The following is a 12,948-nucleotide window of genomic DNA, read 5'->3' as shown; positions in this document are numbered from 1 at the left end:
GGATACTTAGATTGCCAGAAGTTTATCTTCCAACTTCTTAAGAATTCTTTGTTTCGTCTTCATCTTGTTGATAAAGTTGTTTCTCTCCTGATACAATGCGAAGTCTTCTGGATTTTTTCCTCCACTTGCCGCCAAAGCAGGACCATACTTATAGTTGAACTCATCCAACTCTTGCTCATCCTGGCGAAGAGAATCTCTCAACAGGTCCAGTTTGATCTTAAGTTGCTCGAAGTCTGACTTACTATATAGGTCTGGGTGCAAGTTCTTGGCTGTTCTTTCCAGGAAGTGACTTTCGAAGATCTCATTACAAATAATACGGAATTTCAGGTTAAGCTCTTTATCTTCTTGAGATGGTTGCTTACCCAAAGATTTCCAGGAGTTTTGTAATGATTTAATGTTAGAGATATTGAAAGGAGCACCATTTTTAAGGTATACCTCTGCGGTTTCCAAGATTTCCTTTTTCGCTTCAACACCAGTTTTTCTTCTAGTGAACGAAGATCTTTCACCTCCTCCAAAGCGATCGTCACGGGCACCGTAAGAGCTGCTGCTGCCACGTTTCAGGTCATTAAAGAATTTAGTAGTTTCTCGCTTGAAGTCATTTTGCAATTGCATAAACTTCTTCTTGGCGATCTTACCCACTTCTCTCCATTCTTTTTGAATGTCTTTTACCTCCTGTACGAAGTCACTGCCACCACCCAGGCGGTTGATTCTGCGTAACTGGTTGATAAGACGAGTGTACTGGTTAACCCTGTGCTTAATGATTTTGGCTTGCTCCTGATAGAAGAATGTTCTGCGATCATAGAAACGCTCAAGTGCTTTGTTAAAACGCTCAGAGAGTGTCGGTTCTATTTCCTTGTGAGCACTACCGGTTTTAATCCAGTTCATCTTCAACTCTTTGAACTTATTGGAAGCAGTTTTCCAATCAGAGCTACTACTCCAATCTTCAGCTTCTTTCAAAAGAGCCTTCTTGATGTTGTAGTTTTTCTCTCTGTTCTTTTCAATATACTCGTTGATCTCGTCCTCAAGTGTATTGATTTCGTCGTAGAGCACAGTAAAATCACCTAAGCCATTGTATTGGGCCAAGTAGGTTCGCATGTGAATCAGCTTCATCAAGTAAGAACCTTTGTTCTCAGACTTTGCCACCGCCTCTTTCACTTCCATGACCTTTTTGGTCACCATGTCAAAGCGATTGACGAAATACTGAAGAGACTCTTCGTCACTGTCACGCACCACACCTATTTCACGATCTTTGAAGTGATAGTAGCCTTTTAGGTATACTTTGTCGTCTTGAATATAGCCGTACTCGGTGATGTCTTTGTACTCTTTAATTGGGGTAGTTGACATTACTTATTGCCTGTTTGGTTAATAGTTAATTGTTTAATCGATATGTATTTAAAGTATTTTGTAAGGTTAGAAACCTTATAAAATAAACGTTTCAAGTCTTGGTTGCGAAATTCAAAAGTAATAATCCACAATTTTCACTGGAGAACTTAAAATTATATTAAGAACACTAATAGCTAGTTGTTTATTCCATCATCATAAACGAATTAACATTGATTTAGAGAAGTTCTTAAAAAATAACACCGGAAAAATTATAATTCCCCTTTGAAAAGGAAACATCATATGTGTCTTTCTTGGTTCACGTCAGAAATTTATAGGTAATCCAAATGTTTTGCAAATAAGTTTTAATTTTATCAGTAATCTCTTCAAAAAACAATCGGTTCAATACCGCATTGTGTAGAGATTCGCTTAAAACATAGGATTTGTACTATCTTGCATCCTGAAAAGTCGCTTTAGTTACGATCTTATTAAAAAAAATTCATATTCTAAAATTTAACTCAGACAATGAGTAACAATAACGAAACCATCATCTTCTCGATGGCGGGGGTAACCAAAACTTACCCGCCTAACAAACAGGTACTAAAAAACATCTATTTATCGTTTTTCTACGGTGCCAAAATTGGGGTATTGGGTCTAAATGGATCAGGTAAGTCATCTCTTTTGAAGATTATTGCGGGCATTGATAAGAACTATCAGGGGGAGGTAGTATTCTCTCCAGGATATTCAGTAGGGTACTTGGAGCAAGAGCCTACATTGGATCCTGAGAAGACAGTGAAAGAAATCGTGCAAGAAGGGGTGCAGGAGATTATGGATCTGATGGCTGCCTTTGAGGAAATTAACCTCAAGTTTGCAGACCCAGCGGTATTGGAAGATCCTGATGCGATGGATAAATTGATCAAGGAGCAGGGAGAAGTACAGGAGAAGTTGGATAACCTGGGCGCTTGGGATATCGATAGCAAGCTGGACAGAGCAATGGATGCGCTACGTTGTCCTCCGGAAGATACCAAAATTGGTGTACTTTCAGGTGGTGAGAAAAGAAGGGTAGCATTATGTAGATTGTTGTTACAGCAGCCAGATGTATTGCTATTGGATGAGCCTACCAACCACTTGGATGCAGAATCTGTATACTGGTTGGAGCAGCACTTGCAGCAATATCCAGGTACCGTGATTGCCGTAACTCACGACCGTTACTTCCTGGATAATGTAGCGGGTTGGATCCTGGAGTTGGATAGAGGTGAAGGTATTCCTTGGAAAGGAAATTATTCTTCTTGGTTGGATCAGAAGCAGAAGCGTTTGGCTGAGGAAGAGAAGCAAGAATCTAAGCGTCAGAAGACGTTGGAGCGAGAGCTGGACTGGATTCGTATGACTCCTAAGGGGCGACACGCTAAGCAAAAAGCCCGTTTGAACGCTTACGATGATATGGTATCTGAAGAGTCTAAAGAAAAGGAGGCTAAGCTGGAACTATTTATTCCTTCCGGACCAAGGTTGGGTAACAAGGTGATTGAGGCCAGTGGTGTAATGAAAGCCTTTGGAGATCGTATCTTGTACGAGAACCTGGATTTCGCTTTGCCTAGAAACGGTATTGTAGGTATTGTAGGACCAAACGGTGCTGGTAAGACAACACTTTTCAAGATGATCACAGGAAAAGAGGAGCCTAATGCGGGTACTTTTGATGTGGGAGAAACGGTGAAGATTGCTTATGTAGACCAGGAGCACGATCAATTGGATCCTAATAAAACGGTTTGGGAGACCATTTCTGGTGGTCAGGAAAACATTCTGCTAGGCGATCGTGAGATCAACTCAAGAGCTTATGTAAGCAAGTTTAACTTTGCGGGTAATGATCAGCAGAAGAAAATTGGAGAGCTGTCAGGAGGTATGAGAAACCGTGTACACCTGGCGATGTCTATCAAGGAAGGAGCTAACTTACTGTTGCTTGATGAGCCTACCAACGACTTGGACGTAAATACCTTGAGAGCACTGGAGGAAGCATTGGAGAACTTTGCGGGATGTGCGGTAATTATTTCTCACGACCGTTGGTTCCTGGATAGAATTTGTACGCACTTGCTGGTGTTTGAAGGAGACTCTACTTTGAGATTCTTTGAAGGTAACTTTACAGAATATGAAGAGAAAAGAAGACAAGAAGTAGGGGATATCACACCGAAGCGTTTGAAGTATAAGAAATTGATGAAATAGGAATATTTCAATAATAAGTAGGTGAAAAAACAGTGATCTGAATAAGGTTACTGTTTTTTTATGCTTTAAAGTGACAGATTCTCAACTATTTGCTTTTTAGAAAGTTTTATTTCATATGAAAACCCCTTATTTTTGCTATTACTATAACGTGATCAAATAGTATTTTATGCACAGTTCTTGATAGCTTGTGCTTTTTAGACTGGATATCCATACAAATCAATATATATGCAAGACGTAATCCGTTTACTTCCAGAAGCCTTGGCAAACCAGATTGCAGCTGGTGAGGTAGTACAGCGACCAGCCTCCGTGGTGAAGGAACTATTGGAGAATGCGGTAGATGCTGGAAGTAACGATATCAAGCTCATCGTAAAAGACGCTGGAAAGACACTCATCCAAGTCATTGACAACGGAAAGGGGATGTCTGAAACAGACGCGCGTATGAGTTTTGAGCGACATGCAACTTCCAAAATTGCCTCTTCGGAGGACCTCTTTGCAATCCATACTTTTGGATTTAGGGGAGAGGCCTTGGCCTCTATTGCAGCAGTGGCACAGGTGGAACTGAAAACCAGAAGAGCTGAGGATGAAATGGGCGTGCATATTTGTATGGAAGGAGGTAAGCTGGAAACACAAGAACCGATCAGTACTCCAGAAGGAACATCGGTTGCGGTCAAAAACTTGTTTTTTAATATTCCTGCCCGTAGAAAATTCTTAAAGTCCAACCCTGTAGAACTAAAACATATTATTGATGAGTTTCAGCGTGTGGCTTTGTCTAACCCTGAAGTCAGCATGGTATTGTACCATGACGATAATGAGATGTTCAGCCTTAGGGGAGGAAAAATGGCTAAACGTATTGTTTCCCTATTTGGAAAGTCTTATCAGGAACAACTTTATCCTTGTCAGGAAGATCTTGAGGTAATGTCAATTGGTGGATATGTCGGAAGCCCTGACGCCGCCAAGAAAACAAGAGGCGACCAGTTTTTCTTTGTGAATGGACGTTATATCAAGCACTCTTACTTGAATCATGCAGTGATGACAGCCTATGAAGGATTACTTCCTGAGGGCACCTTCCCATTTTATCTACTCAATATTACGGTAGATCCCAAGGATGTAGATGTGAATGTACATCCCACTAAGACTGAAGTTAAGTTTACCGATGAGCGTACATTGTATGCATTAGTGAGTGCAGCAGTGAAGCAGGCATTGGCAGGTTATGGTGTGGCACCTTCCATTGATTTTGGGGTGGATGTCAATTTTGCTGAGGAGCTGCCAGAAGTTTCCAAAAGAGAAATCATGGGAAGAGGAACTTCTTCTGGAAGTTTCAATATGGACTTCTCCATTCCTTCTAAAGAAGAACAGACAGCTCCTTCTTTTGGAAGACCTGAATATATAGAAAACACAGAGGATAACTCTTCTGAAGAGGTAGTGACACGACTTTCTTCCAGAATTAATAACTGGGATGAAGAGGCTGCTCCTTCTGCGATGAGCAAGGTTTGGGAGCAACAGGATCCTATGTTCAATATGGATTCTGATAACTTTCCTGATGAAAACGTAGAAGCATCTCCAACGATCACTTTCAGTAGTAGAGCGAATGAGTTGGATGAAGTACAGCAAGAAGAAAAAGAAACTCCTATAGAAAAGATTGAGCCTATACAGATCCGTAATAGTTATATCTTGTATCAGGTGAAATCAGGAATTACGTTACTGGATCAAGAAGCAGCACACGAACGTATTCTCTATGAGCGCTTCTTACAAGAGATTAATCAGAATACAGGTGTATCACAGAAACTTTTGTTTCCTCGTACCATTGAACTGAGCCCTGCTGACTTATTGCTTTTAGCTGAGTATAAGGATGAAATTAAGGCCTTAGGTTTTTCGCTGGAAATCAAGGAGCATAGTAAGGTAGTAGTCAATGGTATCCCTGCTATTATCCATAACAGTAATGAGGAAGGTGTATTAGAAGGAATCATTGAACAGATCAAGCATAATCGAGATACACTGCAACTTTCCCATGGAGAAACAATCGCAAGGTCATTGGCTAAGCGTACAGGAATAAAGAAAGGGCAGTCTATGGAAACGGCAGAAATGCGTTCCATTATTGAACAACTGTTTGCTTGCTCTAACCCTAATTTCTCACCAGAAGGGCGTAAGACGATCGTTTTGATGAAAATGGATGCTATCGAGAACTTGTTCCAATAGTAGGTTTAGCATTATACTACATAATAGTTGCTGCTCATAAAGGATAAGCAGTAACTGATAGATAAAAGTAAAAAGAGAGCATTGATCAGATCGTCAATGCTCTCTTTTTACTTTTGTATTCAACTGTTTTTCCAATAATAACATGAGGTCTTCGTCAATGAGAAGGTGCCCTTTATCCAAAGTATAGAGTGTAGCTCCGTCTACTGCTTTTTCAAATTCTTGTGCTCCTTCCATTAGGATGACTTCATCCCTTTTGCCAAAGTATAAATCTACAGGTACCTTTTCTTTATTAAGATAAGCTTGTACCTGCTCCAAGTTCATATTTCGGGAAGACTTTACGAAAGTGGTACATCCAAAGAATCTTCTCCGCTGCTCCTTGGTATTAAAGTGATTATAAGTAAAATCATATAGAAATTTTGAGATCCATTGTTTGCGATAGGCAAGTCCCACTAACCAAAACATCAGTTTGTGACTACGCATGACAATAGGGACAATAACACTGAACCAATGTGGCAGTTGGGCAAAGTCATATAAGCGATGTGTCTTGATGCCATCAGCAGCACATAAATAGAGGTGATCCAATAGCTTGTAGTAATGTGGTACTAGCATAAGAGCACTTCTTCCTCCTAGACTATATCCCATGATACTGAGTCGTTCTTGCTTTTCTTTTTGCTTGATCAACTCGATCACTTCGATTAATGTATTCAGGGTAAATTGTTTTTTTTTCCATGTAGACTTTCCATGAAAGGGTAAGCTGATGGCATATACAGTATATCGTTTTTGTAGTGTAGGAGCTAGTACAGAGAAAAGTTTGGCACTATCTCCAAAACCATGTAAGCAGATAAGTAAGGGTTTGCCTTCTCCATGCTTGATATATTCTATGGTGCCGTCGGGGAGCGTTAGAAAACCGTTGGTAGTCATAGTCGTCTTAGTCATCGGATATTGTTTGGGATATTAAAAGTGAATATGTATTCAATTTACTTTTTCTTGATGGACTTATCAAGAATGGGAGTTGGAAAACAAAATTGGCAACATACGCTTATATTTGAATAATAGTCAGGGAAAACAATACTATAGGAGGAAGAAATCTTCATAAACATAAAGCACATATGCTAACAGATTATTGGGTAATTACACAGTTATTGATTCAGGTAAGTACTTTGTTAATAGGACTAGGGGCAGTCTACTATGGAGTTCGAATCATAGCAGGTTGGGATGAGGTGGCCGTGAGTGAGAAGCAGTTACAATTGGAGCGACAGACATATTTAGTATCTTCTGTGGTACGTTTTGCTCTACTATTTCAATTGTTTTCCTTAATACTTTTTATGGTAACGGTGAATATTCATATTCCTCCGTTGATTAAGGGAGCGATGTGTGCGCAGGGAGTATTATCAGTAAATGAATACGGCTATCCTTTACTCTATCTTAAAGTATTGGCCGTCTTTTTATATGTCTTATTCCTTTCCATGAATTACCTGGATGATAGGGAGCCTACCTATCCACTGACCCCTTTGAAGTATTGGTTGATCCCACCTATAGCAATTATACTGTTGGTGGAACTGTTGCTGATGTACTTATTTTTTGCAGGAATAACACCAGATATTATTACAACTTGTTGTAGTGTAGCGTTTTCTGATTGGGGAGATGATACTACTGTTTGGACACTCTCAGAAGAGTGGATTGACTATTTGCTTTGGGTTTTTGGAGGACTATATATTACCATACTCTTACTGAATGCTCGCAAGGGTATTGCCCCTTATTGGACATTATTGATAGGGGTAGGATATGTGGTGATCGCAATTCTTTTATTAAAGCTGCATTTTGTAAAGTATATCTATGGTTTACCTTCCCATTTATGTCTTTATGATATCTTTTTGAGCCAGTATCATTATGTAGGTTTTGGGTTGTTTTTAAGTTATTACATTTTATTATCATTATTGATTTTCAAAAATTGTCTCTACCTTAAAGAAGGTACATTGAGGTATTCCTATTCACGTTTAAAGACGAGAATAGACTACTTTATTTATATCCTGACCTCCTTAATCATATTGATTCCCATGCTTTATTGGATATTATGGGAGGGAAAGCTGTAATGATAAGGCGATTGCAAAAGGAAATGGCAGTAGTTGCATGAATTGGAATAGCATGTAAGTATTGACATCAATTTGCAACTTCTTTAACATTGTTAGGAGACCTTACATGAGGTATTGAGAGACAGTTGTCTATCTTTGTTATTGTACATAAACCTGTACATGTAACTGATTTTTGATCAATCTATTCCAACCAATGCTGACAAAATATTATATGGATTTTAGCTTTACAGATACTTTGTATGAAGGTGACCAAGATGGTTACAAGAGTTTTCTGAAAGTGTCACAAGAGGAATTCGCAACGGATTTCGAAACAATGAAAGATGCCTTAAGAAATAATAATGCTCAAGGTTTTAGTGATATCAAGCATAAGTTTACGACAAGGCTGAGTACCTTTAGGCTAGAAAGTTTGGAAGCATTTTTACAGAGTATTAGCAATGCCTTCAAGTCAGAGAGCGTAACTTTGGATACGGAACTCACGCTAGAGGAACTGGAGATACATATCAAAGGCATCATGAAAATGCTAGAAGAAAAAAACAACGCCCTTTAAGGGAACAATGAAACAATACATCATTCCAAATGGATAAAGGAAAAGGATGAAGGAAAAGCACCTCTGTAAAGAAGTTATATTCCTTCATCCTTTCTCGTTTAACATTAATATCTATGGATAATATGTATGGCATGATGAGGTAGCTTCCTATTAGAGCTTGTTTGGAATGCCTCTTCAGAGAGAAAATTCCTCTAATCACTACTCAAATCAATTCATATTTTCGGTAAATAGAAACCACTATTTTCACTGCGTGTACCCTAAATCTGGGTTGATTGGAGAAGGTTATAGAAATTTCCCCTACCTGAATCAGTATTTAAAACAAGCTCTTAGTAAAAGGAAATATTAGGGTGAAGCTCTTTTTCAATTTCTTTTGCAATAGATTTATACGCTCGGGCATTCCGTAGTTCTCCTTTCTGATCGTAGAAGTCACTTAAATTGAGGTTAGCTTGTAGAGCAACTTCGTTAAAAAGCTTCAGGAGAGACTTTTTATGATGCTGTACTTTTTGATAATGATATAAAGCTTGAGTTGTGTTTCCCATAGCATAGTAGATATTTCCCAATAGTAAGTCTGACCCCAGCACCTTCATATGGTTGGCCTGATAATGATCGTTATAATACCTTTTGAGTAGTAACGCATACTTTAGAGAAGTATCATAATCCTTCTTCTGAAAGAAAAGCATCGAAAGGTTATTAATAGAAGTAGGATACCATTTAGGATGTTGCTCAAATTTGAGTAGAAGTTCCTGATAGTAAACCGTAGCAGAGTCAGTATTTCCTTCCAATTGAAAGAGAGAGGCGACGTCAAAAAGGTCTTCAGCTTCAGTATAGCTATTCTCAGCAAGAATCTGATAAATTTTGACTTTCTCTTGTTGACATCGTTTAGCGTTAGCAATGTCTCCAGATTTAACATAGAGGTCGATTAGATTTCCAATAATTTTGGCCGACTTCAGGTTATTTCTCCCAAAAGTTTGATTATATAATCCCAGGGCAATGGTATAGGATTGAATGGCAAAGGTATAGGCTTCAGCCAAAACAAACTTCTGACCTATTTGAAGGTAACGAAGGCCAATTTGAGGCGCTTCGGCCTTTCCTTTTTGTGTTATTAGTTGCTGTAGAAGATTATGGTACCAATAAAAGGATAACTCATAAGCTGCTGCAGTAAAGAATGCGATAGCCATTTGCTCCTGAAAAGCAATTGCTTCTGACTTACTCTCTATATTTTGGAGATAAAGACGGAGAGCTTCTTTAGCAAACTGCTGCCCTTCCTCAAAGTTTTTTTGATGTATATATAAATAGGCCAGCTCTCTATAAAATACTCGATTATTTATATGAGTAGTGCCATAGATCTCTTTTGTAATCTGTAAACCTGTTTTTAGTGAAGTTTCAGCGGCTTTCATAGCTCCTGTTTTTTTGAGGGCTAAGCCTATTTTAAGGTGCAATTGAGCCACATCAGGCCTTACAGAAGAGTCCAGTTGCTCCAGCTTTTGGATGGCCTTGTTGTAATAGCTGACGGCTAGTCCAAAGTCATTACTTTGAAAGTAGGTATTCCCAAAAAGAATATAAAGCTCGACCAATGCCACCTCATAACTGGGGTTGTTAGCTTTTTCATACATCTTCATCGCCTGAGTGTAGGAATCAATCGTAGGAGGACCAAGCTGTAGGTGATGTTGTATTTTGCCAATCATACTGTGAAGCTCTCCTAGCATACCATATGGTAGAACCTCTTGTGTTGAAAGAAAAACAATTCCATTCTGACACGTTCTTAGGGCTTTGGAAAAGTATTGATAATTGGCGAATAATTCAGCAGTTTCTTGATAAGCACGACCTATATCATAAATACTATAGAGTGGGTTACTTTGGGATTTTTGGAGGTACTCCTGAAGAATTGTAGAGGCACTATCTACTTGAAATGCATGAAGTAGAGAGTCAGCTTTTTGCAGCTGAGGTGCAATAGTATGTTGTTGTGCCGCTACACTTTGTGTCGTTAAAAAGTAAGCAATCAGTAGTAATAGTACCCCTCTCATTCTTAGTAATGTTCTTGTGATACTTACAAACATAATATTTTAGCCTGTGTTTAGAAGATGAATTAGGGTATAAAATGACCTTACCCGAAAGCTTGACATCGACTATGTTTATATGACTAACTGTTAGAAAGGGGTACTGTTATTGAATGATTACATAAATTGCTCCTTAATGTATTGCAACTTATCTATAGAAAGAGGCTTGTCCATAATCGTAGAAACAAGCTCGTATTTTTTGCTTTTCTCCCTTTCATAGTCTGTTACACCTGAAGATAGCATAAACACTTTGATTGTTTTATGAGAAAAGTGTTCCATATATTGATCTAAAAAGACCCATCCATTGGAAGGGGGCATATTGATGTCCAGAAAGATGACTTCAGGAAAATCACTGCTACTTTCAAGTTCCTGAAGGCGAGATAAGGCTTGCGCTACATCGGTAATACAGGTAACATTCGTACTGAAACCTGATTTCTCAATCATTTTTTTGCAGATCAGATTATTGGTCGTATCGTCGTCAATGATAAAAACTGATTTTACAGTTTCCATGGTATAGTAAGTGTTATGGTTTAAATAATATAAATCGTTCCTCGAAATAGGATATTGGACAGTGGATTAAATGGTATGCTATTATTTCTGCCCCTGAAAATATAATACAAAAAAAAGACACGCAAAGCATGTCTTTTTTCTTAACCAATTCAATTATTTAAACTTCCATCGTATTAAAAGAAGCGTCTTTGAAAGCACTGTAGGGAACAGTGCTTAAATATTTTATATATATATGATATGTTCTAATTTAAACTATACCTTAAATGTAATTAATAATATTAACAAAAGATATATTATTTTAAATTTTATCTAAAAATACTTATTAAATATTGAAATTTTAATAAAAGGTAATAATATAGTACTAATAAATAACAGTGCTTATGCTTTTACCAAGGAAAAGTAGCGACTAAATAAGTTAAAGTAATACAGGCTTTGTAAATACTAAACAAGTAGATTCGTTTTATGCTATAGAGATTTCTGGAGTGTACTTGGTATTGGAATGCTCTAATCGTGAGGTAGCTTTGTAAAACAAAGAACAAAGCACTTTCAGTACAAATTAAGAACGTAGAAAGAAGTATAGGAAAGTCTGTTTTATAAGACAGTAAGACATAGTACTGATAACAAAAGAAAAGACCAATGAGCAGACTCATTAAGGAGAACGAAAGGTAGATTTGTAGGGGTACGATCTTATCTTTTCTGGCGCGGGAATAAGCCAGTCCTAGCAGGATACTACTACAAAGAATACAAACACTCACTTCAATCACGCCATCATAAGGTAAAGCGAGAGAACTGGGAGCTTTGTCTTTAATGCCTTGTATTACGAATAGATAAAGACAGAAGCTGCAAAAGGCATACAGTATGAATAAGAGGTGTAAATTTTGTTGGAGTTGTTTTTCTACAGCAATTTTATTTTTGATTCTCTGAATGGGTAATTGCTTCATATAGTTGCAGGGTTAAAGTTGAAGGGCTTTTAGTGACGACCCTCTGAAAGGTTGTGGTTGGGTCGTTTTAAGGTAAGTTGGGAGTACCTTTCTTTACTATTTAATTTAATAGTATTTGTGAATAAAGGAAACGATAAAGGGTAATAGGTAAAAAGTATAAGGTAAAAGATTATTCCTGCATATCTTTTACCTTATACATTTTACCTTGTTAGGAATAATTACGTGCACCGAAAATAGCACTGCCAACTCTAACGAGTGTACTCCCTTCTTCAATGGCAATTTTATAATCACCACTCATCCCCATAGAGATTTCTTTCAGTTCAAGTTGAGGGAGGGAATAGGTTGATTTTACTTTTTCAAATAATTGTTTGAGACTCTTAAATTCTTCTCGGATGGTTTGCTCATCATCCGTATTGGAAGCCATACCCATGAGACCTCGTATACGGATATGCTCCATTTTGGAAAAATCGTCATGTTGAAGTAACTCAACGAGTTCAGATTCATCGAGTCCAAACTTGGTTTCTTCTTTACCTAAATGAATTTGCAGAAGACAAGGAATCACACGTTCATGTTGTGCACCTCTTTTATTGATCTCAGCAAGAAGCCTTAAGCTATCTACAGAGTGGATAAGGCTAACAAAAGGAGCGATATATTTCACCTTATTTCTTTGAAGGTGCCCGATCATATGCCATTCAATATCTTTGGGTAAGGCCTCGTGCTTTTCGGTAAGCTCTTGTACTTTATTTTCACCAAAAACCCGAATGCCACAGTCGTAGGCTTCCTGTAGCAAGCTGATGGGTTTGGTCTTGCTTACAGCGACCAATTTACAGTCTGTGCCTTCAAGTTCTTTTTCAAATTTTTCGATGTTTTCAGATAAAGCGCTCATGTTAAAAGGTAAAAGGTAAAAGGTAAAAGGTAAAAGGTAAAAGGTAAAAGGTAAAAGGTAGGGGTGACCCCATGTGGTCGCCCGAACGAAGGTAAAAGGTATATTTTTAATAGGCCAAGCAATCACTTGGTTGGCGGTATCATTATTAAATGCAAAAATGATAAAAAATGGTTGTTTACATGTC

The 12,948-nt window shown here is 38.1% G+C and carries 10 protein-coding genes; 4 read left to right on the top strand and 6 right to left on the bottom strand.

All coding sequences use genetic code 11. The features are described 5' to 3' along the window. Window positions 1–6 precede the first annotated feature (6 nt). Complete coding sequence (locus ABD985_RS07300; RefSeq protein ID WP_345370491.1) at window positions 7–1,344, bottom strand: DUF349 domain-containing protein; 1,338 nt, start codon at window positions 1,342–1,344, stop codon at window positions 7–9. A 501-nt stretch (window positions 1,345–1,845) separates the two neighbouring features. Between ABD985_RS07300 and ettA the strand changes: the two genes are divergently transcribed. Both ettA and mutL read left to right on the top strand, forming a co-directional pair. Further along, window positions 1,846–3,534, top strand: coding sequence for an energy-dependent translational throttle protein EttA (ettA, locus tag ABD985_RS07295; RefSeq protein WP_345370489.1), 1,689 nt, complete (start codon window positions 1,846–1,848; stop codon window positions 3,532–3,534). Window positions 3,535–3,759: 225 nt separating this feature from the next. After that, entirely contained in the window at window positions 3,760–5,730 is a 1,971-nt protein-coding gene (mutL, locus tag ABD985_RS07290; RefSeq protein WP_345370487.1) for a DNA mismatch repair endonuclease MutL, read from the top strand. Window positions 5,731–5,823: 93 nt separating this feature from the next. Here mutL and ABD985_RS07285 read toward each other — a convergent pair whose 3' ends face one another. Continuing rightward, complete coding sequence (locus ABD985_RS07285; protein WP_345370484.1) at window positions 5,824–6,666, bottom strand: alpha/beta fold hydrolase; 843 nt, start codon at window positions 6,664–6,666, stop codon at window positions 5,824–5,826. A gap of 173 nt (window positions 6,667–6,839) precedes the next feature. Here ABD985_RS07285 and ABD985_RS07280 point away from each other — a divergent pair, with 173 nt between their 5' ends. Continuing rightward, window positions 6,840–7,823 (top strand): hypothetical protein, encoded by a 984-nt coding sequence (locus tag ABD985_RS07280; protein ID WP_345370483.1) that lies wholly within the window; start codon window positions 6,840–6,842, stop codon window positions 7,821–7,823. A gap of 193 nt (window positions 7,824–8,016) precedes the next feature. Next, a complete protein-coding gene (locus ABD985_RS07275; RefSeq protein WP_345370481.1) occupies window positions 8,017–8,370 on the top strand; it encodes a hypothetical protein in 354 nt (117 codons plus the stop codon). A gap of 326 nt (window positions 8,371–8,696) precedes the next feature. Here ABD985_RS07275 and ABD985_RS07270 read toward each other — a convergent pair whose 3' ends face one another. From ABD985_RS07270 to ABD985_RS07255, 4 genes are all read right to left on the bottom strand, one after another. Then, complete coding sequence (locus tag ABD985_RS07270; protein WP_345370479.1) at window positions 8,697–10,427, bottom strand: tetratricopeptide repeat protein; 1,731 nt, start codon at window positions 10,425–10,427, stop codon at window positions 8,697–8,699. A gap of 117 nt (window positions 10,428–10,544) precedes the next feature. Then, window positions 10,545–10,937 carry a response regulator gene (locus tag ABD985_RS07265; protein ID WP_345370477.1) on the bottom strand — a complete coding sequence of 131 codons (393 nt, stop codon included), beginning with the start codon at window positions 10,935–10,937 and terminating at the stop codon, window positions 10,545–10,547. 386 nt (window positions 10,938–11,323) lie between these two features. Further along, entirely contained in the window at window positions 11,324–11,878 is a 555-nt protein-coding gene (locus ABD985_RS07260; RefSeq protein WP_345370475.1) for a hypothetical protein, read from the bottom strand. Window positions 11,879–12,086: 208 nt separating this feature from the next. Continuing rightward, the gene (locus ABD985_RS07255; protein ID WP_345370473.1) at window positions 12,087–12,764 is read right to left on the bottom strand and encodes a YggS family pyridoxal phosphate-dependent enzyme; all 678 of its coding nucleotides are present in this window, start codon (window positions 12,762–12,764) and stop codon (window positions 12,087–12,089) included. Window positions 12,765–12,948 lie beyond the last annotated feature (184 nt).

The organism is Algivirga pacifica, assembly GCF_039543525.1.
Lineage (GTDB): Bacteria > Bacteroidota > Bacteroidia > Cytophagales > Flammeovirgaceae > Algivirga > Algivirga pacifica.
Note: the sequence above shows the minus strand (reverse complement) of the source record. Positions and strands in the feature narration are given on the sequence as shown.

Coding starts and splice junctions, on each gene's coding strand:
- ABD985_RS07300 (WP_345370491.1), bottom strand. CDS start 1,344: ATGTCAACTACCCCAATTAAAGAGTACAAAGACATCACCGAGTACGGC.
- ettA (WP_345370489.1), top strand. CDS start 1,846: ATGAGTAACAATAACGAAACCATCATCTTCTCGATGGCGGGGGTAACC.
- mutL (WP_345370487.1), top strand. CDS start 3,760: ATGCAAGACGTAATCCGTTTACTTCCAGAAGCCTTGGCAAACCAGATT.
- ABD985_RS07285 (WP_345370484.1), bottom strand. CDS start 6,666: ATGACTAAGACGACTATGACTACCAACGGTTTTCTAACGCTCCCCGAC.
- ABD985_RS07280 (WP_345370483.1), top strand. CDS start 6,840: ATGCTAACAGATTATTGGGTAATTACACAGTTATTGATTCAGGTAAGT.
- ABD985_RS07275 (WP_345370481.1), top strand. CDS start 8,017: ATGCTGACAAAATATTATATGGATTTTAGCTTTACAGATACTTTGTAT.
- ABD985_RS07270 (WP_345370479.1), bottom strand. CDS start 10,427: ATGTTTGTAAGTATCACAAGAACATTACTAAGAATGAGAGGGGTACTA.
- ABD985_RS07265 (WP_345370477.1), bottom strand. CDS start 10,937: ATGGAAACTGTAAAATCAGTTTTTATCATTGACGACGATACGACCAAT.
- ABD985_RS07260 (WP_345370475.1), bottom strand. CDS start 11,878: ATGAAGCAATTACCCATTCAGAGAATCAAAAATAAAATTGCTGTAGAA.
- ABD985_RS07255 (WP_345370473.1), bottom strand. CDS start 12,764: ATGAGCGCTTTATCTGAAAACATCGAAAAATTTGAAAAAGAACTTGAA.